Genomic DNA, 25,241 nt, shown 5'->3' with positions numbered 1-25,241 from the left:
TGTCGACTCCAGAAATGCATTCGGTGCTGTGGTCAACAGCGCCGTATTTGATTACTTGATCAGGCCAACCCGCGAGAAATTCGGCAGGTGGCTGAGTTTCGGTTCCGGCCAGCTCATCCAGACAGCGAAGGCTTTGCCGACGATATTCTGGTCGGGAACCATGCCCAGCAGATCCTTGGGAATGTTCGGGTCATCCCAGTAGCGACTGTCGTTGGAGTTGTCGCGGTTGTCGCCCATCATGAAGTAGTGCCCGGCCGGCACGGTCCAGGTATGGTCCGGCGTAGCGCGGTAGCGGCTCATTTCCTTGCGGATCAGGTGCTCGGCGGCGCCGAGTTTTTCCTTGTAGAGTTCCGCGCTGCCCAGCGTGCCCGGCTCGGAGCCGACCAGTTGCTCGGCAATCGACTCGCCATTGACGAACAGACGCTTGTCGGCGGTGTAACGCACCGTGTCGCCCGGCAGGCCGACTACACGCTTAATGTAGTTGACGTTAGGGTCGCTCGGATAGCGGAACACCATCACATCGCCACGCTGTGGATCACCGACTTCGATGACTTTCTTGTCGATCACCGGCAGGCGGATCCCGTAAGAAAACTTGTTCACCAGAATGAAGTCGCCGACGTCCAGAGTCGGTTTCATCGAGCCGGACGGGATCTGGAACGGTTCCACCAGGAACGAACGCAGCACCAGCACGATGAACAGCACCGGAAAGAACGACTTGCCGTATTCAACCAGCAACGGCTCTTTGTTCAGCTTCTCGACCACCACGGGCTCGGGCTGGCTGACACTGCCTTGATAAGAGGCAATGGCAGCACGCCGACGCGGCGCCAGGAACAGCAGATCGAGCAACGCCAACAGGCCGCAGACGAACACGGCGATGACCAGCAACAGCGGGAAATTTAGTGACATAGGACCTGACTATTCCAACCTGAGCACGGCAAGGAAGGCTTCTTGTGGAATTTCCACGTTGCCGACCTGCTTCATGCGTTTCTTACCGGCCTTTTGCTTTTCAAGCAGCTTTTTCTTACGGCTTACGTCACCGCCGTAGCATTTGGCCAATACGTTCTTTCTGAGTGCCTTGACGGTGGTTCGGGCGACGATCTGACCGCCAATGGCAGCCTGGATGGCCACGTCGAACATCTGACGAGGAATCAGTTCTTTCATCTTCTCGGTCAACTGGCGACCTTTGAAGTGCGAATTGTCACGGTGCACGATCAACGCCAGGGCGTCGACCTTGTCACCGTTGATCAGCACGTCCAGTTTCACCAGATTAGCCGATTGGTAACGATCGAAATGGTAATCCAGCGAAGCATAGCCGCGACTGGTGGATTTGAGGCGGTCGAAGAAGTCCAGGACCACTTCGTTCATCGGCAAGTCATAAGTGACCTGCACCTGATTGCCGAGGAACAGCATGTCGACCTGTACGCCGCGTTTCTCGATGCACAGGGTGATGACGTTACCCAGGTGCTCCTGCGGAACCAGGATGTTGGCACGCACGATTGGCTCGCGCATGTCTTCGATCGCCGACACATCCGGAAGCTTGGATGGGTTGTCGACGTAAATCGTTTCACCGGTTTTCAGCACCAGCTCGAAAATTACCGTTGGCGCGGTGGTGATCAGGTCCAGGTCGTATTCGCGCTCGAGGCGCTCCTGGATGATCTCCATGTGCAGCATGCCGAGGAAGCCGCAACGGAAGCCGAAGCCCAGTGCATCCGAACTTTCCGGGGTGTACTGCAGCGACGAGTCGTTCAGGGTCAGTTTCTGCAGCGCTTCGCGGAAGTCCTCGAAGTCGTCGGAGCTGACCGGGAACAGACCGGCGTAAACCTGTGGCTGGATGCGTTTGAAGCCGGGCAGCACCGGGACATCCGGAGTCGAGCTCAGGGTCAGGGTGTCACCGACCGGCGCACCGTGAATGTCCTTGATGCTGGCGATGATGAAGCCCACTTCGCCGGCCTTGAGGTCAGCGGTGGCGGTGTGTTTCGGATTGAACACACCGACGCTGTCGACCAGGTGGATCTTGCCGGTGGATTTCACCAGGATCTTGTCGCCCTTCTTCACGCGGCCATGACGCACGCGCACCAGGGAGACAACGCCCAGGTAGTTGTCGAACCAGGAGTCGATGATCAACGCTTGCAGCGGATCTTCGATGTTGCCGGTCGGCGCAGGAATGGTCGCGACCAGACGCTCGAGCACTTCGTCGACACCCAGGCCGGTTTTGGCGCTGCAGGTGACGGCGTCGGTGGCGTCGATGCCGATGATCTTCTCGATCTCGTCCTTGACGCGATCCGGCTCGGCCTGTGGCAGGTCGATCTTGTTCAGCACCGGCATGACCTCGAGGCCCTGCTCGATCGCGGTGTAGCAGTTGGCCACGGACTGGGCTTCAACACCCTGACCGGCATCGACCACCAGCAACGCACCTTCACACGCCGCCAGGGAACGGCTGACTTCGTAGGTGAAGTCGACGTGGCCCGGGGTGTCAATGAAGTTCAGCTGGTAGGTGACGCCATCTTTGGCTTTGTAGTAGAGGGTAACGCTGTGGGCCTTGATGGTGATCCCGCGTTCGCGCTCCAGATCCATGGAATCCAGTACCTGGGCTTCCATTTCACGCTCGGCCAGGCCACCGCACATCTGGATGAAACGGTCAGCCAGCGTCGACTTGCCATGGTCAATGTGGGCGATGATGGAGAAATTGCGGATATGACTCAAATCACTCACGGATCAACACTCAAAAAGGCTGCAGGCTTGGCCCGCCGAAAAATAGCCGGGAATTGTACCTGATACACGGCGCAAGCGTCACGTTCGCCTGTCACCCGGATTGCATACGAAAACGCCCCGATCTGTCGACCGAGGCGTTTTCGCGATTAAAGCATTGGCAACAACGCGGCCATCAACCGGCCCGTCGCAGCAACCAGACGCCTGCCAGCGCACAGACCGTGGCCGGCACCAGCACCGCGAACAGCGGCGAGAAACCGAACACCAGGCTCGATGGACCGAGCAAATCCTGGACGATGCGGAAGGTGAAGCCCACCAGTACACCGGTGAACACCCGCTGACCGAGGGTGACCGAGCGCAACGGACCGAAAATGAAGGAAATCGCCATCAGCACCAGTGCGGCGGTGACCAGCGGCTGCAACACCTTGACCCAAAATGCCAGCCAGTAACGACCGTTGCTCAGGCCCTGATCCGCCAGATAGTGGATATAGCCCCACAGACCGGAAATGGACAGTGCTTCAGGCGCCATCACCACCGTGTTGAGCAATTGCGGACTCAGCGACACGTCCCACTCCTCGCTCGGCGCGTTCACCACTTCGGTACTGCGTTCGTGGAAAACCGTGGTAGCTACGTCGGTGAGCAGCCAGCGCTTGCCGTCGAAATCCGCACGTTTGGCGAAACTGGAGCTCAGCAGGTGGCGTTCTTTGTCGAAGTGATAGCGGGTCACGCCATACAACAGGCCATTGGGTTGCACGGCGTTGATATGGATGAACTCCTCACCCTGACGGTGCCACATGCCGTGCTTGGCGCTTTGCGCGTCGCCGCTGCCTTGCGCCAGCGAGCGATTGGCCTGGGCCATGCTTTCGGTGGCCGGGGCCACGTACTCGCCAATCAGCACGCCGGCCAGCATCAGCACCAGCATTGGCTTCATGACCGCCCAGACGATGCGCCCGATGGACACACCCGCCGCACGCATGACCGTCAGCTCACTGCTGCTGGCCAGACTGCCGAGGCCGATCAGACAGCCGATCAGCGCGGCCATCGGCAGCATTTCATACAAGCGACGTGGCGCGGTGAGGATGACGAAGCTCAGCACATCGGTCAGCGTATAGGTATCGCTGACGTCGCCCATCTCGTCGATGAAAGCGAACAGTGTCGCCAGACCCAGAATGATCGCCAGCACGGCGATGATCGCCATGAACACACTGCTGCCGATGTAGCGGTCGAGTTTAACCACGGGCCACCTCCAGCGCAGCGCTGCGACGGCTGGCCAGTTTCAGGCGCATGGGCTCCCAGTACAACAGGCCGAGACCGATGACCAGGAAGATCCCGTGCACCCACCACAAGCCGAGGCCCGACGGGATCTTGCCTTTTTCGAGGGCGCCGCGGGCGGCAATCAGGATGGTCAGGTAAGCCATATAAAGAAGAATCGCCGGCAGCAGCTTCAGGAAACGGCCCTGACGCGGATTGACCCGCGACAGCGGCACCGCCATCAGAGTCACGATGAATACCAGCAACGGCAGCGAAAGGCGCCATTGCAGTTCGGCCTTGGAGCGTACGTCGTCATTGCTCAGCAGGGTCGAAGTGGGGATCGCATCACGGTCGGTGACTTCGTCACTGGCATCAGGTTTGGGCAGCAATACGCCGTAGGTGTCGTATTTGATCGCACGATAATCGGCCTGGCCCGGACTGCCGTCATAGCGATAGCCATTGTGCAGGATCAGGTAGCGGTTGCCGTCCGGACGGATTTCCTGACGGCCCTTCTCGGCCACCAGCACGGAAATCCCTCGGTCTTTCTGATCGGAACCGAGGTTCTTCTGCGAGATGAACACGCCGCTGAGGTTGACGCGATCATCAGTCAGCGTTTCGGTGTAGGTCACCCGGGTGCCGTCACGCAACTCCTGAAAACGGCCAGGCTCTAGGGTATCGAACTCGGTCAGGGCGTCCTGCTTGTTCAGCAACAGCTGAAACTGGGTGGCGCCCTGCGGGGCCAGGCTCAGGCTCAGCCACGCGACCACCAGTGCCACCAGCGTTGCCGGGAACAGGGTCATGCGCAGCAGACGCTGCTGACTCATGCCGGTGGCGGAGAGCACGGTCATTTCGCTTTCGAGGTACAACCGGCCGTAAGCCAGCAGGATCCCGAGAAACAGCCCCAATGGCAGGATCAGTTGCATGAAACCCGGCAGACGGTAACCCATGATCAGGAACAGCGATCCCGGATCGAGTTGGCCCGCAGCGGCCTGGGCAAGGTATTTGATGAAGCGACCGCTCATGATGATGACCAGCAGCACGGCGCTGACGGCGCTCAGGGTCAACATCACTTCACGGGACAGATAACGGAAGACGATCAAACCAGACACTCCAGGGTTGTCAGGCTAAGGCGGCCAAACAAGCAAACGTTTCGAGCGGCCCGCAAGGCAGAGCCGTCGAAAAAAGATGCGGCATTATCCTGTGATTGAGGGCGCCTGTCACTGCGCACACTCACCCAAGCGTGTAATCGGTTGAAGATCGTGCCGCCGAGGGTTGTCAGGCGCAGGGAGCGAGGTTCAAACTGCCGCCTTTGTCGCAGGCACTGGCCTGCGTCTCTTCTATCTATAAGCAGGCGACTGCGGACACCGTCGAACGCCTGTGTGTTGACCATTCATTCAGGGATCCGGACATGGAACTGGTTGTAAAAAGCGTTAGCCCAGAAACGTTGAAAACCGCCACCCTGGTGGTTGCCGTCGGCGAAGGCCGCAAACTCGGCGTGGCCGCCAGACAGGTCGACGAGCTGAGCGGCGGCGCGATCAGCGCCGTACTCAAGCGTGGCGATCTGGCCGGCAAGGTCGGTCAAAGCCTGCTGCTGCACAGCCTGCCGAACCTCAAGGCCGAGCGCGTGCTGCTGGTCGGCGTGGGCAAGGATGAAGAACTGGGCGACCGTCCGTTCCGCAAAATCGTTGCCGGCATCCTCAATACCCTGAAAGGTCTGGGCGGCAGCGACGCCGTACTGGCTCTGGATGAAATCATCGTCAAAAACCGCGACAGCTACGGCAAGACCCGTCTGCTGGCGGAAACCCTGGTGGACGGCGAATACACTTTCGACCAGTTCAAGAGCCAGAAAGCCGAACCGCGCGCCCTGAAGAAAATCACCCTGCTGACCATCAAGGCTGCCCAGGCTGAAGTGCAGCGCGCCGTGACCCACGCCACCGCGATCGCCAACGGCATGGCCTTCACCCGCACGTTGGGCAACCTGCCGCCGAACATCTGCCACCCGACGTTCCTTGGCGAGCAAGCCAAGAACCTCGGCAAAGAGTTCAAGGATCTGAAAGTCGAAGTCCTCGACGAGAAGAAGATCAAAGCACTCGGCATGGGTTCGTTCTACGCCGTCGGCCAGGGCAGCGCCCAGCCGCCGCGCCTGATCGTCATGCAATACAACGGTGGCAAGAAGTCCGAGAAGCCTTACGCGCTGGTCGGTAAAGGCATCACCTTCGACACCGGCGGCATCAGCCTCAAGCCGGGCGCCGGCATGGACGAGATGAAATACGACATGGGCGGCGCCGCCAGCGTGTTCGGCACCCTGCGTGCGGTGCTCGAGCTGAAGCTGCCGATCAACCTGGTGTGCATCCTCGCCTGCGCCGAAAACATGCCAAGCGGCACTGCTTCGCGTCCGGGCGACATCGTCACCACCATGAGCGGCCAGACCGTGGAAATCCTCAACACCGACGCCGAAGGCCGTCTGGTGCTGTGCGACGCCCTGACCTACTCCGAGCGCTTCAAGCCGCAAGCCGTGATCGACATCGCCACCCTGACCGGCGCCTGCGTCGTGGCACTGGGTGCACACACTTCCGGCCTGCTGGGCAACAACGACGAACTGATCGAGCAACTGCTCAGCGCCGGCAAGGCTGCTGACGACCGCGCCTGGCAGCTGCCGCTGTTCGACGAATACCAGGAGCAACTGGACAGCCCGTTCGCCGACATCGCCAACATTGGCGGGCCGAAGGCCGGCACCATCACCGCTGCGTGCTTCCTGTCGCGCTTCACCAAGAACCTCAACTGGGCGCACCTGGACATCGCGGGCACCGCGTGGACCAGCGGCGGCAAGGACAAGGGCGCCACCGGTCGTCCGGTGCCGCTGCTGACTCAATACCTGCTGGACCGCGCCAAAGCCTGAAACCGATGAACCTGGGCGGCGTCACTTTACGGTGACGCTGCTCAAGGCTCAGGAACCGCAATGACCAAAGTCGACTTCTATATCCTGCCCAGCGCCGACCCTTCGGCTCGTCTGGACTTTGCCTGCAAGCTCACCGAGAAAGCCTGGCGCATGGGTCATCGCATCTACCTGCATTGCAGCGATGCTGCCCAGCGTGACGATCTCGATGCGCGCCTGTGGGCGTTCAAGGGCGAAACGTTCGTGCCCCACGGCCCTGCCGAGAGCGAACCGGACGGTTTGATCGTGCTGGGAGTGGGCGCTGACTGCGGCGCGCATCAGGACCTGCTGGTCAACCTCGACCTGAAAGTCCCGGCCTTCGCCAGCCAATTCGCCCGCGTGGCGGAAGTGGTGGTGGAAGATCCGGTGATTCGCGCGGCGGCACGGGAGAGTTTCCGTTTCTACCGCGAACAGGGCTATCCTCTGCAAGATCACCGTTTACAGCGACTCTGAGTACGCCGATGGACACTCCAAAACCGCTGCAAAAGCCTGCGCACCTGCTGGACGATCTCGAATCGATCCGCCAGTTGCTCGGCGATGACAACCTGCAACCGCCACTGCTGACCGACACGGTCGATGACGGTGAACAGGAACAGATTCCGATGTTGTTCGAGGCCGTCGACACCGCGCCGCCCGCCATCGAACCGCCCCAGGCTCCGGCCCCGGCGCCTGCTGCCAAACCGGCAGCACCTGTGGATAAAGGCCCGGACGCCCTGCTGCACCTGGACAGCGAACTGCGCGCCGCCGCGCAATTGATCATGCAGGACGTGATCGACGACTTCGCGCCGCACATCGAAACCGAAATCAAACGCCGCCTCGAGGCGCGGATGGAGCGGTTGCTGAGCCAATACGAATAACCCGGCCTTCGGTATTTTTTGTGGCGAGGGAGCTTGCTCCCGCTGGGGTGCGAAGCGCCCCCAAAACCATTCAACAGTGTTTTGTCCGCGAAGCCTGCGTGGCAGTTTTTACGACTGCTGCGCAGCCGAGCGGGAGCAAGCTCCCTCGCCACAGAGTTCGCGATCACATTTAGATCTCCACCCGGCCCGCCCCGCTCGCCCTCGGCCCCATGCCCCGCTATACTTCCCGGCTTTTCCTGAATAAATGCCAATAGGGTCCCGCCGCGCATGGATAAGACCTACCAGCCGCACGCCATTGAAACTTCCTGGTACAACACCTGGGAGTCCGAGAACTATTTCGCACCGCAAGGCGCGGGCGATTCCTACACCATCATGATCCCGCCGCCGAACGTCACCGGCAGCCTGCACATGGGTCACGGTTTCAACAACGCGATCATGGACGCCCTGATCCGTTTCCGCCGCATGCAGGGTCGCAACACCCTGTGGCAGCCGGGCACCGACCACGCCGGTATCGCCACGCAGATGCTGGTCGAGCGTCAACTGGAAGCCACCGGCCAGAACCGTCACGACCTGGGCCGCGAGAAATTCCTCGAGAAAGTCTGGGAGTGGAAGGATCAGTCCGGCGGCAACATCAGCCGACAGATCCGCCGCCTCGGCTCGTCCGTGGACTGGAGCCGCGAGCGCTTCACCATGGACGACGGTCTCTCGGAAGCGGTTAAAGAAGCCTTCGTGCGCCTGCACGAAGACGGTCTGATCTATCGCGGCAAGCGTCTGGTCAACTGGGACACCAAGCTGCACACGGCGATTTCCGACCTCGAAGTGGAAAACCACGACGAGAAAGGTTTCCTGTGGAACCTCAAGTACCCGCTGGCCGACGGCGCGAAAACCGCTGAAGGCAACGATTTCCTGATCGTCGCGACCACCCGTCCGGAAACCATGCTCGGCGACTCCGCCGTCGCGGTTAACCCGAACGACGAACGCTACAAAGCCCTGATCGGCAAGTTTGTCGAGCTGCCACTGGTTGGCCGCCGCATCCCGATCATCGCCGACGATTACTGCGATCCAGAATTCGGCACCGGTTGCGTGAAGATCACCCCGGCGCACGATTTCAACGACTACGAAGTCGGCAAGCGCCACAACCTGCCGCTGCTGAACATCTTCGACAAGAACGCCAACGTGCTGCCCGCCGCCCAGGTGTTCAACCTCGACGGCACGCTGAACGACAGCATCGACGGCAAGATCCCGGCGGAATACGCCGGTCTCGAGCGTTTCGAAGCGCGCAAGCAGATCGTCGCTGCGTTCGACGCCGCCGGCCTGCTGGTCAGCGTCGACGATCACAACCTGAAAGTGCCGAAAGGCGACCGCTCCGGCACCGTCATCGAGCCGTGGCTGACCGACCAGTGGTACGTTTCCACCAAGCCGCTGGCTGAGCCGGCTATTGCCGCCGTTGAAGACGGCCGTATCCAGTTCGTGCCGAAGCAGTACGAAAACATGTACTTCTCGTGGATGCGCGACATCCAGGACTGGTGCATCAGCCGTCAGCTGTGGTGGGGCCATCGGATTCCGGCCTGGTACGACGAGTCGGGCAAGGTCTACGTCGGTCGCGACGAAGCCGAAGTGCGTGCCAAGCACAACCTAGGCCCGGACGTTGCGCTGCAACAGGACAACGACGTGCTCGACACTTGGTTCAGCTCGGGTCTGTGGACCTTCTCCACCCTCGGCTGGCCGGAAAAAACCGAATTCCTGAAGAAATTCCACTCCACCGACGTGCTGGTCACCGGTTTCGACATCATTTTCTTCTGGGTTGCCCGGATGATCATGCTGACGATGCACCTGATCAAGAACGAGGACGGCACCCCGCAGGTGCCGTTCAAGACCGTTTACGTGCACGGTCTGGTGCGTGATGGCCAGGGCCAGAAGATGTCCAAGTCCAAGGGCAACGTCCTGGACCCGCTGGACATCATCGACGGTATCGAGCTGGAAGCCCTGGTGCAGAAACGCACCTCCGGCATGATGCAGCCGAAACTGGCGAAGAAGATCGAGAAGCAGACCCGCGACGAGTTCGCCGACGGCATCGCCAGTTACGGCACCGACGCCCTGCGCTTCACCTTCTGCTCGCTGGCGTCCACCGGTCGCGACATCAAGTTCGACATGGGCCGCGTCGAAGGCTATCGCAATTTCTGCAACAAGATCTGGAACGCCGCGCGTTATGTTCTGGACAAGGGCGAAGACTGCGGCCAGAACGGCGAAGCCTACGAGCTGTCGCTGGCGGATCGCTGGATCATCTCGCAGCTGCAACGCACCGAAGCCGAAGTGACCCGTCAACTGGATCAATTCCGTTTCGACCTCGCCGCGCAAGCGCTGTACGAGTTCATCTGGAACCAGTACTGCGACTGGTACCTGGAACTGTCCAAGCCAGTGCTGTGGGACGAGAACGCCCCGGTCGAGCGTCAGCGCGGCACCCGTCGCACGCTGGTGCGCGTCCTGGAAGTGGCGCTGCGTCTGGCGCACCCGTTCATGCCGTTCATCACTGAAGAAATCTGGCAGCGCATCGCGCCGCTGGCCGGTATTCAGGGCAAGACGATCATGCTGCAACCTTGGCCGGTGGCCAACGAGGAGCGCATCGATCCGGCCGCCGAAGACGACATCGAATGGCTCAAGGGTCTGATGCTCGGCACACGCAACATCCGTGGCGAGATGAACATTGGCCCGGGCAAACCGCTGCCGATCTACCTGAAGAACGTCAGCGCTGAAGATCAGCGTCGTCTGACCGAGAACGAAGCACTGTTGAAGAAGCTGGCGCGTCTGGAATCGATCACCGTTCTGGCCGCTGGCGAAGAAGCGCCGCTGTCCGCCACCGCGCTGGTCGGCGAGATGGAAGTGCTGGTGCCGATGGCCGGTCTGATCGACAAGGGCGCCGAACTGGCGCGTCTGGACAAGGAAATCCTGCGTCTGCAGGGCGAAGTTCAGCGCGTTGGTGGCAAGCTGTCGAACGCCGGTTTCGTTGACAAGGCCCCGGCCGAAGTCATCGAGAAGGAACGCGCCAAGCTGGCCGAGGCTGAACAAGCCCTGGGCAAACTGGCCGAGCAGCACGCGCGGATTTCCAGCCTGTAACGGCAAGCCGCAATGAAAGAGGGAGGCCCGCAACGGCCTCCCTTTTTTATTCAAGAATCGCTACAAATTTCCTGTGGGAGCGGGCTTGCTCGCGAATGCGGTGTGTCATTCAACCTATGTGTTGGCGGACACGCCGCTTTCGCGAGCAAGCCCGCTCCCACAGTTTGAACGGTGTTGCCTTTAGATGTGGGACAATACCCGCCACTTTCAGCCATACCCGAATCGATCACACCCATGAACGCCCCCCGCACCCCCAAACCTGCGCGCAAGAAGCCTGATGCCGCGACCCCGACCAAAGCCGTTGAGTCGCGTGAAAAGGCCAGCCTGCACCCGCGCAATCGCCACCAGGGTCGCTATGACTTCCCGGCGCTGATCAAGACCACGCCGGAACTGGCGAAGTTCGTGATCACCAACCCGTACGGCAAGGAAAGCATCGACTTCGCCAGCCCCGATGCGGTGCGTGTGTTCAACCGGGCGCTGCTCAAGTCCTTCTACGGCATCGAGCATTGGGACATTCCCGCGGATTACCTGTGTCCACCGGTCCCGGGCCGTGCCGATTACGTGCACTTCCTCGCTGACTTGCTGGCGAGCATGAACGACGGCAAGGTCCCGCGCGGCGCGATCGTCAATGTGCTGGACATCGGCATGGGCGCCAACTGCGTTTATCCGCTGATCGGCAACAGCGAATACCGCTGGCACTTCCTCGGTTCGGAAATCGACCCGACGGCCGTGGCCGCCGCCCGAGCCATCGTCCAGTCCAACGACCTGAACAAGGTCATCAAGCTGCGCCAGCAGGAAAACCGCAAGCACATCCTGATTGGTCTGCTGGAGCCGGGCGAGCGCTTTGACCTGACCATGTGCAACCCGCCGTTCCACGCTTCGATGGAGGAAGCGACCAAGGGCAGCGAGCGCAAATGGCGCGCACTGGGCAAGGCCGATCCGAAACGCAAGCTGCCAGTGCTGAACTTCGGTGGTCAGTCCGCCGAGCTGTGGTGTGAGGGCGGTGAAGCGCGTTTCGTGACGCAACTGATCGCCGAGAGCGCGAACTTCCAGCACAAGGTGCTGTGGTTCAGCACCCTGGTGTCGAAAGCCTCGAACCTGCCCGCCATCGAAACCGCGCTGAAAAAGGCCGGCGTGCTGGAAAGCCAGGTGGTGGAGATGTCGCAAGGGCAGAAGCAGAGCCGCTTTGTGGCGTGGACCTTCCAGACCAAGTCGGAGCAGCAGATCTGGCGTCGCGAGCGCTGGGTTCGCTGACACTGAGCTACTTGTGGGAGCGGGCTTGCTCGCGAAAGCGGTGGATCAGTCAATAAACATGTCGACTGACACTCCGCTTTCGCGAGCAAGCCCGCTCCCACATTTGATTTATGGTGTCAGTAAAAAACGGACACAAAAAAACCGTGCCCGGATCGCTCCGGTGCACGGTTTTTTTATCGCTGCGTCTTACTTGTTCACAGCGTCGGTCAGGCCTTTGGCCACAACCAGCTTGATCACTTTCTTGGCAGGGATTTCGATGGCAGCGCCAGTCGAAGGGTTACGGCCAGTGCGGGCAGGACGCTCGGTCACTTTCAGCTTGCCGATACCTGGCAAGGTGATTTCGCCGCCGTTTTCCAGCTGATCGGCAACGATTTGGCCCAGTTGGTCCAGAGCGTTACGCGCGGTGGTTTTCGGCGCGTCGATAGCTTCAGCGATGTCGGCGATCAGTTGGTCTTTAGTAAGAGCCATGTAGTGTTCCTTCCCTATCAAATTCATATGGATTGCAGAGTGCAGTGTCAGCCATCGAGCCCGATCTTCTGGATCTGGCACCCTCGGCGATAACCACGACGAGTCGGGTTATAGATGCCGAAATCAGGGTTTGGTTCGACCTGACAAATGCTGATTGCACGCTTAACGCAGTGACTTCGCGTAAGACCGGGCAAAACTAGCACAGAGACGGGGAAATATCCGCCTCTAGCTACCCATTTGGTCAGGTTTATTGCTCTAAATCGGTAAAAAACTGCATAAGGACCGCCACCCGCCCCGGATTTGCCCTTCACCCCGCGCCAAAACCAGTGGTTGCGGTACACTGGGCGCTTTTTCGGGGGAGCCTGCCCTCCTCCCTTCCACCAGCCGAGAAGCCCATGCCGATCCGTCATTGCATCGTCCACCTGATCGACAAAAAACCCGACGGCACGCCCGCAGTTCTGCACGCCCGTGACTCTGAACTGGCTGAGTCCGCGGCCATCGAGAACATGCTCGCCGACCTCAACGAGAGCTACAACGCCAAACAGGGCAAAGCCTGGGGCCTGTTCCATCCGGAATCCGGCGCGTTCCCGTTCAGCGGCTGGCTGAAGGAATACATGGACGGTGGCAAGGATTTCGCCGCGTTCAGCAAAGTCGCGGTCGAGCATCTGCAGAAGTTGATGGAAGAGTCGAACCTGTCGGTCGGCGGCCACGTGCTGTTCGCCCACTATCAGCAAGGCATGACCGACTACCTGGCGATCGCCCTGCTGCACCACAGTGAAGGCGTGGCGGTGACCGATGAGCTGGACGTGACCCCGTCACGTCACCTCGACCTCGGCCAGTTGCACCTGGCGGCGCGGATCAACGTGTCCGAGTGGCAGAACAACAAGCAGTCCAAGCAGTACATCTCGTTCATCAAGGGCAAGAACGGCAAGAAGGTTTCGGAATACTTCCGCGACTTCATCGGCTGCCAGGAAGGCGTCGATGGCCCGGGTGAGACGCGCACCCTGCTCAAAGCCTTCAGTGACTTCGTCGAGAGCGAAGACTTGCCGGAAGACTCCGCCCGCGAAAAAACCAAGACCCTGGTCGATTACGCCAGCAGCCAGGCCAAGCTCGGCGAGCCGATGGGCCTGGAAGAGCTGTCGGAGCTGATCGACGAAGAACGCCCGAAAGCCTTTTACGACCACATCCGCAATAAGGACTACGGTCTGTCGCCGGAGATTCCGGCGGACAAACGCACCCTTAACCAGTTCCGCCGCTTCACCGGCCGCGCCGAAGGCCTGTCGATCAGCTTTGAAGCGCACCTGCTGGGTTCGAAGATCGAGTACGACGAAGAGGCCGGCACCCTGATCATCAAGGGCCTGCCGACCTCGCTCACTGATCAGCTCAAGCGTCGCAACTGATGCTCGGTAATGTGCTGAAGAAGGTCGCACTGGTTCTGCTGGTGGTCGTGGTCTATCAGAACTGGGGCAAGATCGAGCGGGTGTTCAACCCGTCGCAAATGGTCTCGGAGCAGGTTCGTGCCAACGCCAGCGTCGTGCTGTATTCCACCGACTGGTGCGGCTACTGCAGGCAGACCAAGCGTTTTCTCGACAGCAAAGGGATTGCGTTCCAGGAGTTCGACATCGAGAAGGATGCCGAGGCGCGCAAGGCGTATGAAGCGCTGGGTGGACGCGGGATTCCGTTGATTGATGTGAATGGCACGTTGATTCGCGGGTTTGACCCGGACGAGATCCTCGCTGCCCTGAAATAACGCACACACCTGTGGCGAGGGAGCTTGCTCCCGCTGGGCTGCGAAGCGGCCCCCGCTTTTCAGAGCGAGCGCGCGTTCGCATATTTTGCGACTGCTACGCAGTCGAGCGGGAGCAAGCTCCCTCGCCACAGGGTCGGTCGCAGTTACTTGGCTTCGATGCGGAAACCAAAGCGCGGGAAGTGCACATGCACCACGCCGCCACGCGGGTCTTCGCGGCGCAGGATCAGCTCTTCGCGGCCGGCAAACAGCAACTCGCCCACCACCGGATCAACCCCGTAGTCTGTGGCGGCAATCGCCACCTGCTGCCCGGCCTTGAAGCCGTTCGGATCTTCAAACCGCTCATCCGGCAACGCCGCCGGCGTCGAACTGCGCGCGACTTCCAGCGCCTCCTCGGCCGTCATCTCACTCGCCGCACCATGACCAAAGCCCAACACGCGCCCCAGCCACGCAGCGACGGCCGGATACTCGTCCACCAACGGCGCAGTGACATGCGTCGCCTTGAGGAACCACAGCGGATGCGCCAGGGCGAAGTCGGCAATCGACGGCTCACCGAACAGGAAGTCGCCCTGCTCACGCTGCAACTGCTGCTCCAGCCGCGCCATGAGCGTTGGCCACTGATGCTTGGCCTGCTCGGCCGACAGCCGCGTGGCGCTGCCGCCACTGAACAGCCCGGCACGGTCAGCGATAAAGGCCTTGATCGCTTCCGGCGGCAACTTGCCGAAACGCACGGCGACCGATTCCGGCTGGAACACCAGACTGACCGCGTGCTGGAACACCACCGAATCCGCCCATGCTGCGAAGCTGGCACTGGTCATTTCCTGACCTTCAGGGAAGAACGCCGGCAGGGCTTTTTCCTGCTCCAGACGACGGGCGATCAACGACGTGTCGCAATAGATATCGGCACCGATCTGCAGCACCGGGGTTTTGCGGTAGCCGCCAGTCAGCGCGGTCAGATCCGGCTTGGGCATCACCGGCGAGATATGCACCGAACGCCAGGACAAGCCTTTGAAGCCCAGCAGCAGGCGGGCCTTTTCGGCAAATGGAGAGGTCGGGTAATGATGCAGAATCAACTCGGACATGCTCGGCTCCGCCGCACAAAAAGTGAGTCAGCAGCTTAGCGTGCATTTGGATAGCAGCCTACAGATCTGGCTGATGATCTGACACCTTGCAGGCGTTAAATTCGCACTATATTTGGTTTTACAGCTGATCGGCTCGCAGCCTCAGATGGCGATTTACGGATGATGAGATGGCGCTGAGTCCGTTAAAGCACACTAAAAAGACCTGAGTTTGGGTCATTGCGGGGGTTTGCGGATGGAGCTTGTAACATCAAAGAACAATTTAGTAATCGCAGGGCAACCATACGAGGGCTTCCCTATTCTTCTTTGGAGCTCGATGGAGAGTTGCGTTCCGGTAAATAAATTCTTTCGCCACTACTTGCTCCGCGGCGCAATAGGGTCTAAGCGTTCGTGGATTAGCATCGGGCGCGCTCTTTACGATTTCTTCAGTTTTCTTCAAGCGCATGAATTGGACTGGCGCGATGTTGATCGTGGCGAGGCGAAGAGCTTAGTGGCAGCCTACCGAGACTATTGCCTGATGACGTGCAAATTAGCACGCAACACCACTCGTCAGCGTCTGACTTATATCTGCAAATTCTACGAATACGCCCTAAAAGAGGGATGGGTGAAACGACTTCCCTTTGCTCATGAAGAGCGCACCGTAAAACGTAAACCAGGCTTCTTAGCGCATCTCGATATTAATGGTGGAAGGGTTATGGCGAATAACGTGATGCCCCGAACTGATAGGACTCTGCCCAAGTTCCTTATTATATCTGAAATACAATCACTCCTGGCCGCAACGGAAAATATACATCACCGAATGATGATGCGACTGGCTCTACATACTGGCCTGCGCCGTGAAGAAATCGCCTCCTTCCCGCTCGCCTATGTCTTCGACCCAGACAAGGCGAAACGAACCGAGCGCAACATTCGAGTTAGGCTCGATCCGTTCGATGGCAGCGGCATGGTGACCAAAGGTAGTAAGTCACGAACTATTTTCGTCAGCAGGCAGTTCATGGGCGAACTCTACCGCTATATGACGAAGATGCGCGGTGAGCGCTCATTAACAAACAACCGCTCGCCGCAATCGCTGTTCCTCAACCAATGTGGGAAATCCTATAGCGCCGACGGCAAGAGCCTCAACCGGATAATCAAAATTTGCGGAAAACGTGCTGGAATTAACGTCCATATGCACATGCTCCGGCATTCCTACGCAACCCATACCTTAGTCAGCCTCCAGCGTAACCCCGCGAGCGGTCTAGAGCCACTGGTATTTGTTCAACGCCAACTTGGCCACAGTTCAATTCAAACGACCATGGTTTACCTTCACTTAATAAACGAAATGGCAGACGAGGCAGTGTTGGCGTATGACGATGAACTGAACGCGTTGGCGGAGGCTCTACAATGAGCAAACGCAAAATTTTTACTAAGACAGACATCGATGTCCCTGAAATCGATCACACCCACGATTTGAAAGGGAATGTGGTTATTTTGTCCGAAGTAGTACCTCCTAACAACACCCGAGTCCTATTCGGGCGAAACGCCTCAAGTCGTCGTAGTTTTGATTTTGCTCGTTGGTATGGCGTTGGCATTGACCCTATTACCTACGCATGCCAACGCCAGGTTGAGCGCTTCTTATTTGGCCAAGATGGCGCTCCCACAAGAAGCAGCGTGGCCAACATCTGTCACGCGGGGCTAAACAAATTCCTTGAATTTTGCGCACTACGCAGTAGGGCTTTTTGCCGTGATTTGGCCTTGTCCGACGTCAATCGAAATTTGATTGACGGTTTTCTCGGTCACTTGGCACTACAAACTGTGGTAGTTAATACACAGAGAACTTATTACACAAAAACAAAGTCGGTGTTGGTAGCCTTGGGACAGCGCGGGCTAATACCTCTGGTCATCTCCGGTGATGATGCAACGTTTCCGCGTAGCCCCTTTCCTAACAGCAATCGCACAGCGAACGGCGAAAGTGCACTCAGCAAACGTGAGCGGCAAGAATTTATCGTTGCATTACAGCAGGCTATAAAACCCATATGGAACGAAGATGTTACAGTAACCGGAGAACTCTTAGCGTACGCGCTTCTCATCGTGGCGCTGTTCACAGGACGCAATACCACGCCATTATTGGAAATGGACCGTCTCTGCCTGCGTCCACATCCTAAAGCTAATATGGTCTTCCTAACTCTATGGAAACGACGTGGCTATAACACTAGCAAGGTGGCTCTCCGCACCGCGTCATCCGAACGAACTTTGGAGTTCACACCTAGCATTAGAACTAATGTAGAGCAATTAATTCGCCGAGTGATTGCTCTAACTGAATCGCTCAATGAAGAAGCTCCCAACGACCTTAAAGGCCGAGTATGGCTGTATCGAAGTCGGCGTGATAAGCAGGTCACTGCGTTGATTGAAGAGGTTTTGAGAGCCTCGATTATTCGACTTGTAAGAGAGCACAATCTAAAAAATGCCGATGGAAACCCATTGCACGTCAATATCTCGCGCCTGCGTAAGACGTTTGCCAACCGCATTTACGAGATAGCCAACGGCGATTTAGCAATTACCGCCGCCAGCCTCGGCAATACTCCTCAGGTGACAGATCAAAGTTATTTATCGATCGGCGAAAATGCTCGCTGTAACTGGAAATTCATGGGCGAGATACTTGTTCAGGAGTTGCTAACGGGAAGCATCGGCGCCACCTACAAAGAGACTCCTATGGGGCGCTGTACAGATCCCGTGGAAGGTCAATATGCACCAAAGCGCGAAGGCGCAACCTGCATGAATTTCATGAATTGCCTGCGTTGTAAACATTACGCAGTAACAGGTGAAGACTTATACAAGTTATTCAGCTTCTATTTTCGCGTCCTGGCGGAGCGATCACGCATGGAGAAGCGACGCTGGGCGAGAGAGTACGCACATATACCCCGTTTGATTGATCACTACATCGTGGCTGAGGGACTTCGGCGTGGCACTTTCAATACAGTGGCCGTGGAGGCAGCCCGTGAGCGCGCGCGAATCTCGCCGCATCCATTCTGGTCGGTTGATCTAATCGATAGTCTGGAGGTGTTTGCATGAACGACGACATGTTGGCGAAACCCTGGCAAAACCTTGCTATCCAGCCGGAAGATGTGCGCGAAACCCCAAAATCCGATCTCGATGCCCTAATCATCAGCGCGATTCAAGTCGATGGGGATTGGGTCATCCTTAGTCGTTATGAGGATGACATTTGGCAGCTAACCGGATTTACCACCAATGTGACTATCAACAGAACACGTCTTAACTTTAAGACCCTGCCTCCGGCGTTTCGGGCATTAATGAAGGCGATTCTTTACCGTTATCTGCGGCGCGGACGCCGAAGTGCAGATAAGCCGAAAGGCAATATGGTTAGACAACTTTTCAACGACGCAAGGCCATTTCTTCGTTACTTGGAGCAGCAGGGAATCGAACATTTTGGAGCGGTGCCCACCCTTATATGCGCATCCTATGTGAATGCCAGCAAAGCGCAGTTTCAAACAAGAGGATCCACATGTAAGCCCCTATCGGCGCGTGCGCTTCAAGCACGTTTCGTCGCAGTTGAGGCGCTCTATGAACTAAGCCAGTACACAAACGACAGGATGCTGGAACACCCATGGCCCGATACCTCCGCGAAACAAATTGCGGGGCTTATCGGTAGTTCACAGGGAGGCTTGACCCCTCTAATTCCAGACGATGTGTTCTGCACTCTATTCAAGCGGGCCTACGAAAAAATTGAGAATGGCAAGCAGCTGCTTGAACTCCGTGACACGCTTTATGAGGTCGCGTTACGACGACAATCACAATCAATCGCGTCCATCAATCAAGCTAAGAACCGCCGTCTAAAGATACTGGGTTGGGAAGGTGGCCTAAGGTCATTGAACAGAGCGCTGATCGATCTGCGAACGGCATGCTACATAGTTCTGGCTAGTACATCAGGCTGCCGCCAACATGAGTTGACGAATCTCCAACTCGGGGCCTCCCACCGCACTCAAGACGATGATGGCAATATCTATCACTGGATGCGATCACGGTCGGAAAAAACATATGTCGGAATCCATAACTGGATGATACCGGAAGCCGCTGTGCGCGCGTTGCGCATGATGGAGCGATGGTGCGCACCTTATCAGACCGCTATCGTAACCGAAATTCTGCAGAGGCGGCGTGCAAACCCTCGTGACCCGCAAATAACCGAGGCACAAAAGCATCGCCATGCGCTCTTTCTTAGTGAACATCACAGCTTGGGCAATCAAGTGAGAACGCTAACAAATGTGGCCCTAGGGATGAATCTCAAAAAATTTGCCAAGGATTGCGGACTGAGCTGGGATCTCGCTAGCCACCAATTTCGCCGCAAATTCGCCAACTACGCTGCGCACAGCCGCTTCGGCGACTTACGTTACCTCAAAGAGCATTTCGCGCACTGGACACTGGACATGACCTTGGGCTATGCCTATGACGACAGTTGCGGACAACAGTTAGATCTTGAGCTTTACGCAGACGTCCAAGCTGAGATCGAGGATATAAAACTAGGCGTCGTAAACAACTGGCTAGAAAATACCACCCTAGCGGGAAACTACGGCCGCTCTATAGTGCAATGGCGTCGAGAGCCGAAAAATCTATTGATTTATAAGGATCGCGCCTCAATGGTGAAGTCCATTGCCGAGAGCACCGCGATTCGAAGCAACGGCCACGCTTATTGCACCGCGGACAATGACGGATGCATAGGCAATACTCTTGAGCGAACACGATGTGCGAACTGCAACAACGCCGTAATCGAGCCACGTCATGCAGTAATTTATCAGCGACTCTACGATGATCTTAAAGAGCTGCTGCATTGTCAGAATATTGGTGAGAGCGGGCGCCTCCGAGTTGAGCGCGACCTAAATCGCTGCCGTGACGTGCTCATTCATCTGGGAATAAAACCGGAATTATTAATTATATGAAACCCAAAACTTATTCCGCAAAACACAAACAGGCAGAGGATCGCGAGAAAGATCTTAAACTCGCCCTCCTGCGTATTCGAAAGGGCCGTTCGCGTATTAATGAAACCAAGGTAACTATTGCCGCAGTTGCTCGCGAGGCAGGAGTATCCGCAGCTTTGATCCACAACTATTATCCAGGCATCGCCGAAGCCATTCGTGAAGCCCAGAGCAACACCAGTGAATCTATGCAAAATGTAAAGCAGCGAGACCTGATTGCTGAACGCGAGAAATCCGCCAACTACCGCAATGAGATTAAAGAATTGCGGACGAAGGTCGCTCTTCTCGCATCCATAAATGAAGTTTTATTGGACGAGAATCGCGCCCTTAAAGAAAAGATGACGGACCTTACAGTTGTAAATCTAAAACTTAGAAGCACCTCTACTTGACTCCTGTGACATTCGGGAATAGATGCAACGCACTTACGCTGTGCTCCGCATTCTGTCGTATGATTCGCCCAAATATTACGCAACTCAAACATGCTAATAGGTGCAACTGGCCGCATTATGGATAGCAATAGCTGCAACCAGCCTCGGTTCTCAGTTGCGAGGCGCATAAAATCTACGACGCGTAGCCTTTCCGGAGTGTTTGCTTTTCGCGGACAAGGCGTTGCCTTCGAGTCCATGTTGGAGCGTGACTTCCTCAGTCGGATGGATTTCAGGAAGGATGTTCTGACTGTGGTCTCGCAGCCGGTTCAACTGGATTTCGTTGCTCGCAGCGGCCGATCCTATACTTATACCCCGGATTATCTGGTTCATTTCCATTCTCACACCCATCTGCGCCCCATGCTCGTGGAGGTCAAACCGGCAGAGAACTGGCGTGAGAACTGGCGCGACCTGCTACCAAAATGGAAGGCAGCGTTGCGTTATGCGAAGGAGCGAGGTTGGCGCTTCCATACCTATGACGAATCGCGGATCAGAGGCCAATCACTGAAGAACATCCAGTACTTAGAACGATTCAAGAACGCGGATTACGCGGATCAGGATCTGGACGCCATCATTCGCACGGTCGCTTTCAAGGGCATTGCATCAATCAGCTATCTCGTGGCGCTGCACTTTCAAGGCGCTGAAGCTCTGGGCAAATCGCATATCTTTCATCTCATTGCGACCCGTCAGTTGGATTGCGATATTTCCGGGCCTCTGAGCGATTCGTTAGAAGTCATGGTGGCCGAATGAATGACTTCGTTAGTGAACAGCCTAAGAGAGGCAAGATTGCCCGGTCTTTCGTAAATATCGCGCCCGGCCAGGTTGCTTGCTATCAGAAAGAGACCTTCCGGATTAGCCAGATATTAGATTTCCAATCCGTGCTGGCGATCAATGTCGAAACCGGGCAACCGAAGGTGGCTCAAATCGGCGAGCTCAAGCCGTTTCTTGGAGACAAGGTAAGAGGGCCCTACGCAGATTACGATTTAGAGGATATCGGTGCTGAGGAATGGGCCATCGCCATTGCAGAGCCCTTCCACAATTCGACTATTGGAGCTTTGTGATTACCTTGAGTCTCAAATACAGCGAGGATCGTGTGCGAGAGGGACTTGCAACTGGACTTCCTTCAAGCCGGGGGCATGCGCGGGATCAGTGTTTCCGCTCCATACACGGACTGCATACAGTGATCCGTCAGGATGGGGGCAACAAGGGAGCATCATGACAACTCAGAAATTATCCATTTACGATTTGCAGTTAAACGTTTCAATCCGTGGCCAGGGTTCACCGCTGCTTCTGCTCAACGGCATGGGTGGCTTAATCCGTGCGTTCGACCCTCTGCGAAATGAACTGACCGACTACACGACCATCACGTTGGACGTTCCCGGCATCGGCAAATCGCAGACGCCGCGTTGGCCAATGCGTCTGCCGCGTTATGCCGACACGATCGCTCAGATGCTCAAGCAATTGGGGTTCGACCAGGTCGATGTATTCGGCGTGAGTTGGGGCGGTGCTTTGGCACAGGAATTCGCTCTACGTTATCCAAGCATGGTGCGTCGCTTGATACTCGCTGCGACCTCGGCCGGCCCAGCAATGTTGGTAAAACCCGCTGATATCTTGGATTTTTTTAGCATGGCTAAAAGCGCCAAACCGCATAAGCAAAAGGACCGGCGCAATTCGACAAAGGCGCTTATGCATTTCGGGGTTGCGAATGGGATGCTCTCGGTTAATCCCCAAACCTATTACCGTCAATTCACGGCATTGGTCGGCTGGACGAGCCTGTTACGTCTGTTCCGCCTTCGCCAGCGGACGCTAATTATCGCCGGCGATCGCGATCCGCTGGTGCGGCTTTATAACGGGCACATTTTGCGTCACGGCATTCGCCGTGCCGAACTGCATGTTCTGCGTGGCGAGGGTCATTTCTTCGTGTTGACCAGTGCTAAGCAAACCGCCGAAGTCATACGCGAATTCCTTGAGCGACCGCACGACGATAAAAAGCCCGCGATCGCCAACCTCACCTAACTGGCCACGTGAGCAATCAGCTTCAGTAGACCTCTTCGTAATTGCCCGCTCCCTCCGTTTTATACATCTCTGCAAACAACAGATTCTCGCAATCAATTTGGGCCGGTCTACAGGAATCACGCGTTTCGCTCGATTTGCTTGAGTTCCTTGCGTCGGCATCCTCAAGCCTTTCATTTGGGTAACCTAGACTTCATCAGTAAGGTGCTGACCCCACCTGACTACGGGTACGTAGGCGCGTTTACATCCAACGGGTTAACTGACGCTCGATTAAATACCGTGAAAATGTGAACCAGTCATTCGTTTCGGCCTTGAAAGCCAAACTTTTGTCGCCAGAAATGTATCGTCTTGATCGCAATGGCTCGAAGGGATCCTAGGGTCTGCAACTGCCACTCAACACTACATGTCTTGCTTCGGGATACGACACTGGAGGAAATGGATGATTTCAACCCTGGAGCTGCGCAGGATCATTGAAGAGAGCTTTCGACCGCTGGAGTGCCAATGCACTTTAGTGACTGGAAATTCACTACAGGTCCGAGTGACTGATCCCGCGACGGGCAGAGTCGATCTGCTTGTCACTGGGATTTCGACGAATACATTGGTCAGTCCTCGAGCCATCTCAGAGCTGATCGCTGAGCTTCGGTACGACCTGGCGACAAACAAACAAAAAAACCTGACAGGTATCGCTGCTACCCGTCGATAGTTGGAGGTGCCGAGGGCTTAGCCAATCCTAAGCCCTCATCGCGTCTGTTAGGGCATTCGCGTTTCCGCCGGAGGCAGCGCGGCGGGCGTTTGGATGTCCTGCGTTACGGATGCAGTTTCCGTGCACTCAAGATTCACCTCTTCCTCTTCTCCCATCGTGCTGTAACGCTTGCGTAACTCACGCAGCTCCTTGGTATCCAGATGATCCAATGACATGAAGGCGTTCTGCGCGTCCTTTGTTGCTCGGATCAGTTCATCGAGTTTCAGGTGCAAGATGTCGTTATCCCTGTTCTGTGTGTTCTGGATGAGGAACACCATCAGGAAGGTGATGATCGTTGTTGACGTGTTGATGATCAGTTGCCAGGTGTCGTTGTAGTGAAAATACGGACCCGTTAATGCCCAAGCGATGATCAGCAGAATAGCTATCAGAAAGGTTTTCGAGCTGCCGGCCCAGTTCGAGAGTGCTTGGCAAAACTTTGCGAATTTCATGACCATAAATCCAAGTGGGAGATGCCATTCGACCACGCAAACTCTCTGAAATTCTTTGTTACATATGTCTTCTCTCTCCTCGCAATTCCTCCATCGGAAACGCTCCTAACTCTGATAGCGGTTGAGCTGACTGATCACGCAAAAGTTTGCGAAGCTTCCGAGGAAGGCCGACGACTGGCGATTAAAGTCTCAAAAAAAGTCATTCCGCGCCGCTTGTCGCCGTGACTGAAAACAAATTGCAATTACTCACACGGAATTCGCTTCAGATGTCTGTGAGCTCGCATTCGATCTTTCTCGAATGAGCATCGAGCCTCGTCTGACCTGAGGAGATTTGTCATGTTTCTACATAACAAGCGACTTCAATACACCGTGCGTGTCGCCGAGCCCAATCCAGGCTTGGCCAATCTATTACTTGAGCAATTTGGGGGCGCACAGGGAGAGCTCGCGGCGGCTTCGCGATACTTCACCCAAGCGCTGGCCGAGGATGATCCGGGCCGTAAAGACCTGCTGATGGACATCGCGACCGAGGAGCTAAGCCACCTCGAAATCGTTGGCTCCATCATCGTTATGTTGAACAAGGGTGCCAAAGGCCGAATGGCCGAAGGCGTTGAAGAAGAAGGTGAGTTGTACCGGGCCATCAATGGTGCGGGCAACGATTCGCACATCACCAGCTTGCTGTATGGCGCCGGCGCACCGCTGACCAACTCCGCCGGCGTGCCTTGGTCGGCAGCCTATGTCGATACGATCGGTGAGCCGACGGCCGACTTCCGCTCCAACATTGCTGCGGAGGCCCGCGCAAAAATCGTCTATGAGCGGCTGATGAACGTGACGGACGATCCTGGCGTTAAAGAAGCATTGGGCTTCCTCATGACCCGCGAAATCGCCCACCAACTGTCCTTCGAAAAAGCACTCCACGCAATCCAGCCGAACTTCCCGCAGGGCAAGCTCCCCGGTATGCCGGAGTTCACCAACGTGTACTTCAACATGTCGCAGGGGGAAGGCAGCACCCGTGGTCCGTGGAACCAGGGCGACGACTGGGAGTACGTGGAAAACCCCGCGCCTGCCGTGGATGGCGGTGACGGTACCGCCAGTGTCCAGCTTAGCGCTGAAGAAGAGGAACTGCTGCTGGATATGAAGGCACGAACCATGTCCGACCCGGACAGCAATCCCATCACCGGCGCCGATCTTGGCGCGGGTGTTCAGGGTGAGCCGAACGCTTGATGACCAATAC

At 57.0% G+C, this 25,241-nt stretch carries 23 protein-coding genes; 16 read left to right on the top strand and 7 right to left on the bottom strand.

The window, feature by feature from the left end:
- Nucleotides 1-51 precede the first annotated feature (51 nt).
- The 4 genes from lepB to lptF all read right to left on the bottom strand — a co-directional run bounded on the left by lepB (nt 52) and on the right by lptF (nt 5,060).
- A complete protein-coding gene (gene lepB, locus ACVHNU_RS01690; RefSeq protein ID WP_003221931.1) occupies nt 52-906 on the bottom strand; it encodes a signal peptidase I in 855 nt (284 codons plus the stop codon).
- A 9-nt stretch (nt 907-915) separates the two neighbouring features.
- On the bottom strand, nt 916-2,712 hold the full coding sequence (lepA, locus tag ACVHNU_RS01685; protein WP_003221926.1) for a translation elongation factor 4: 1,797 nt from the start codon (nt 2,710-2,712) through the stop codon (nt 916-918).
- 172 nt (nt 2,713-2,884) lie between these two features.
- Nucleotides 2,885-3,946, bottom strand: a complete 1,062-nt coding sequence (gene lptG, locus ACVHNU_RS01680) for an LPS export ABC transporter permease LptG (protein WP_003221924.1) — start codon at nt 3,944-3,946, stop codon at nt 2,885-2,887.
- Nucleotides 3,939-5,060 (bottom strand): LPS export ABC transporter permease LptF, encoded by a 1,122-nt coding sequence (lptF, locus tag ACVHNU_RS01675; RefSeq protein ID WP_003221922.1) that lies wholly within the window; start codon nt 5,058-5,060, stop codon nt 3,939-3,941. Before lptF ends, lptG begins: the two co-directional genes overlap by 8 nt.
- Before the next feature lie 308 nt (nt 5,061-5,368).
- Between lptF and ACVHNU_RS01670 the strand changes: the two genes are divergently transcribed.
- The 5 genes from ACVHNU_RS01670 to rlmF all read left to right on the top strand — a co-directional run bounded on the left by ACVHNU_RS01670 (nt 5,369) and on the right by rlmF (nt 12,120).
- Nucleotides 5,369-6,859 carry a leucyl aminopeptidase gene (locus ACVHNU_RS01670; protein WP_473018877.1) on the top strand — a complete coding sequence of 497 codons (1,491 nt, stop codon included), beginning with the start codon at nt 5,369-5,371 and terminating at the stop codon, nt 6,857-6,859.
- A 60-nt stretch (nt 6,860-6,919) separates the two neighbouring features.
- Entirely contained in the window at nt 6,920-7,348 is a 429-nt protein-coding gene (locus ACVHNU_RS01665; protein WP_226500582.1) for a DNA polymerase III subunit chi, read from the top strand.
- A gap of 8 nt (nt 7,349-7,356) precedes the next feature.
- Complete coding sequence (locus ACVHNU_RS01660) at nt 7,357-7,752, top strand: hypothetical protein (RefSeq protein ID WP_003221916.1); 396 nt, start codon at nt 7,357-7,359, stop codon at nt 7,750-7,752.
- Nucleotides 7,753-8,019: 267 nt separating this feature from the next.
- Nucleotides 8,020-10,866 (top strand): valine--tRNA ligase, encoded by a 2,847-nt coding sequence (locus tag ACVHNU_RS01655; protein WP_007965170.1) that lies wholly within the window; start codon nt 8,020-8,022, stop codon nt 10,864-10,866.
- Between the two features lie 234 nt (nt 10,867-11,100).
- On the top strand, nt 11,101-12,120 hold the full coding sequence (gene rlmF, locus ACVHNU_RS01650; protein WP_103519983.1) for a 23S rRNA (adenine(1618)-N(6))-methyltransferase RlmF: 1,020 nt from the start codon (nt 11,101-11,103) through the stop codon (nt 12,118-12,120).
- 186 nt (nt 12,121-12,306) lie between these two features.
- Here rlmF and ACVHNU_RS01645 read toward each other — a convergent pair whose 3' ends face one another.
- Nucleotides 12,307-12,588 carry an HU family DNA-binding protein gene (locus ACVHNU_RS01645; RefSeq protein WP_003221909.1) on the bottom strand — a complete coding sequence of 94 codons (282 nt, stop codon included), beginning with the start codon at nt 12,586-12,588 and terminating at the stop codon, nt 12,307-12,309.
- Between the two features lie 395 nt (nt 12,589-12,983).
- On the opposite strand from ACVHNU_RS01645, the gene yejK reads away from it, so the two are divergent.
- Together yejK and ACVHNU_RS01635 are read left to right on the top strand one after the other, a co-directional pair.
- Nucleotides 12,984-13,988: a nucleoid-associated protein YejK gene (gene yejK / locus ACVHNU_RS01640; protein WP_003221908.1), complete on the top strand. Its 1,005-nt coding sequence runs from the start codon at nt 12,984-12,986 to the stop codon at nt 13,986-13,988.
- Nucleotides 13,988-14,338, top strand: a complete 351-nt coding sequence (locus tag ACVHNU_RS01635; protein ID WP_473018876.1) for a glutaredoxin family protein — start codon at nt 13,988-13,990, stop codon at nt 14,336-14,338. The genes yejK and ACVHNU_RS01635 overlap by 1 nt, the downstream gene beginning before the upstream one ends.
- A 143-nt stretch (nt 14,339-14,481) precedes the next feature.
- On the opposite strand, the gene ACVHNU_RS01630 is transcribed toward ACVHNU_RS01635, so the two are convergent.
- Complete coding sequence (locus ACVHNU_RS01630; RefSeq protein WP_103484918.1) at nt 14,482-15,417, bottom strand: glutathione S-transferase family protein; 936 nt, start codon at nt 15,415-15,417, stop codon at nt 14,482-14,484.
- Nucleotides 15,418-15,649: 232 nt separating this feature from the next.
- Here ACVHNU_RS01630 and ACVHNU_RS01625 point away from each other — a divergent pair, with 232 nt between their 5' ends.
- From ACVHNU_RS01625 to ACVHNU_RS01590, 8 genes are all read left to right on the top strand, one after another.
- Complete coding sequence (locus ACVHNU_RS01625) at nt 15,650-16,801, top strand: tyrosine-type recombinase/integrase (protein WP_473018875.1); 1,152 nt, start codon at nt 15,650-15,652, stop codon at nt 16,799-16,801.
- A complete protein-coding gene (locus ACVHNU_RS01620) occupies nt 16,798-18,465 on the top strand; it encodes a hypothetical protein (RefSeq protein WP_473018874.1) in 1,668 nt (555 codons plus the stop codon). The genes ACVHNU_RS01625 and ACVHNU_RS01620 overlap by 4 nt, the downstream gene beginning before the upstream one ends.
- Entirely contained in the window at nt 18,462-20,345 is a 1,884-nt protein-coding gene (locus ACVHNU_RS01615) for a site-specific integrase (protein WP_473018873.1), read from the top strand. Before ACVHNU_RS01620 ends, ACVHNU_RS01615 begins: the two co-directional genes overlap by 4 nt.
- Entirely contained in the window at nt 20,342-20,770 is a 429-nt protein-coding gene (locus tag ACVHNU_RS01610; RefSeq protein ID WP_108592621.1) for a TetR family transcriptional regulator, read from the top strand. Before ACVHNU_RS01615 ends, ACVHNU_RS01610 begins: the two co-directional genes overlap by 4 nt.
- Nucleotides 20,771-21,004: 234 nt before the next feature.
- Nucleotides 21,005-21,556, top strand: coding sequence for a TnsA endonuclease N-terminal domain-containing protein (locus tag ACVHNU_RS01605; protein WP_473018872.1), 552 nt, complete (start codon nt 21,005-21,007; stop codon nt 21,554-21,556).
- A complete protein-coding gene (locus ACVHNU_RS01600) occupies nt 21,553-21,867 on the top strand; it encodes a hypothetical protein (protein ID WP_473018871.1) in 315 nt (104 codons plus the stop codon). The genes ACVHNU_RS01605 and ACVHNU_RS01600 overlap by 4 nt, the downstream gene beginning before the upstream one ends.
- Before the next feature lie 154 nt (nt 21,868-22,021).
- Nucleotides 22,022-22,822, top strand: coding sequence for an alpha/beta fold hydrolase (locus tag ACVHNU_RS01595; RefSeq protein ID WP_108592731.1), 801 nt, complete (start codon nt 22,022-22,024; stop codon nt 22,820-22,822).
- 436 nt (nt 22,823-23,258) lie between these two features.
- Nucleotides 23,259-23,522 (top strand): DUF1652 domain-containing protein, encoded by a 264-nt coding sequence (locus tag ACVHNU_RS01590; protein WP_108592730.1) that lies wholly within the window; start codon nt 23,259-23,261, stop codon nt 23,520-23,522.
- Nucleotides 23,523-23,569: 47 nt separating this feature from the next.
- On the opposite strand, the gene ACVHNU_RS01585 is transcribed toward ACVHNU_RS01590, so the two are convergent.
- Complete coding sequence (locus ACVHNU_RS01585) at nt 23,570-24,010, bottom strand: low affinity iron permease family protein (RefSeq protein WP_473018870.1); 441 nt, start codon at nt 24,008-24,010, stop codon at nt 23,570-23,572.
- A 336-nt stretch (nt 24,011-24,346) separates the two neighbouring features.
- On the opposite strand from ACVHNU_RS01585, the gene ACVHNU_RS01580 reads away from it, so the two are divergent.
- Nucleotides 24,347-25,231: a manganese catalase family protein gene (locus tag ACVHNU_RS01580; RefSeq protein WP_034139796.1), complete on the top strand. Its 885-nt coding sequence runs from the start codon at nt 24,347-24,349 to the stop codon at nt 25,229-25,231.
- Nucleotides 25,232-25,241: the final 10 nt, after the last annotated feature.

The sequence above is a fragment of the Pseudomonas sp. Ors-4-3C genome (assembly GCF_055755035.1).
Note: the sequence above shows the minus strand (reverse complement) of the source record. Positions and strands in the feature narration are given on the sequence as shown.

Coding starts and splice junctions, on each gene's coding strand:
- lepB (WP_003221931.1), bottom strand. CDS start 906: ATGTCACTAAATTTCCCGCTGTTGCTGGTCATCGCCGTGTTCGTCTGC.
- ACVHNU_RS01670 (WP_473018877.1), top strand. CDS start 5,369: ATGGAACTGGTTGTAAAAAGCGTTAGCCCAGAAACGTTGAAAACCGCC.
- ACVHNU_RS01665 (WP_226500582.1), top strand. CDS start 6,920: ATGACCAAAGTCGACTTCTATATCCTGCCCAGCGCCGACCCTTCGGCT.
- ACVHNU_RS01660 (WP_003221916.1), top strand. CDS start 7,357: ATGGACACTCCAAAACCGCTGCAAAAGCCTGCGCACCTGCTGGACGAT.
- ACVHNU_RS01655 (WP_007965170.1), top strand. CDS start 8,020: ATGGATAAGACCTACCAGCCGCACGCCATTGAAACTTCCTGGTACAAC.
- rlmF (WP_103519983.1), top strand. CDS start 11,101: ATGAACGCCCCCCGCACCCCCAAACCTGCGCGCAAGAAGCCTGATGCC.
- ACVHNU_RS01645 (WP_003221909.1), bottom strand. CDS start 12,588: ATGGCTCTTACTAAAGACCAACTGATCGCCGACATCGCTGAAGCTATC.
- yejK (WP_003221908.1), top strand. CDS start 12,984: ATGCCGATCCGTCATTGCATCGTCCACCTGATCGACAAAAAACCCGAC.
- ACVHNU_RS01635 (WP_473018876.1), top strand. CDS start 13,988: ATGCTCGGTAATGTGCTGAAGAAGGTCGCACTGGTTCTGCTGGTGGTC.
- ACVHNU_RS01630 (WP_103484918.1), bottom strand. CDS start 15,417: ATGTCCGAGTTGATTCTGCATCATTACCCGACCTCTCCATTTGCCGAA.
- ACVHNU_RS01625 (WP_473018875.1), top strand. CDS start 15,650: ATGGAGCTTGTAACATCAAAGAACAATTTAGTAATCGCAGGGCAACCA.
- ACVHNU_RS01620 (WP_473018874.1), top strand. CDS start 16,798: ATGAGCAAACGCAAAATTTTTACTAAGACAGACATCGATGTCCCTGAA.
- ACVHNU_RS01615 (WP_473018873.1), top strand. CDS start 18,462: ATGAACGACGACATGTTGGCGAAACCCTGGCAAAACCTTGCTATCCAG.
- ACVHNU_RS01610 (WP_108592621.1), top strand. CDS start 20,342: ATGAAACCCAAAACTTATTCCGCAAAACACAAACAGGCAGAGGATCGC.
- ACVHNU_RS01605 (WP_473018872.1), top strand. CDS start 21,005: ATGTTGGAGCGTGACTTCCTCAGTCGGATGGATTTCAGGAAGGATGTT.
- ACVHNU_RS01600 (WP_473018871.1), top strand. CDS start 21,553: ATGAATGACTTCGTTAGTGAACAGCCTAAGAGAGGCAAGATTGCCCGG.
- ACVHNU_RS01595 (WP_108592731.1), top strand. CDS start 22,022: ATGACAACTCAGAAATTATCCATTTACGATTTGCAGTTAAACGTTTCA.
- ACVHNU_RS01590 (WP_108592730.1), top strand. CDS start 23,259: ATGATTTCAACCCTGGAGCTGCGCAGGATCATTGAAGAGAGCTTTCGA.
- ACVHNU_RS01585 (WP_473018870.1), bottom strand. CDS start 24,010: ATGAAATTCGCAAAGTTTTGCCAAGCACTCTCGAACTGGGCCGGCAGC.
- ACVHNU_RS01580 (WP_034139796.1), top strand. CDS start 24,347: ATGTTTCTACATAACAAGCGACTTCAATACACCGTGCGTGTCGCCGAG.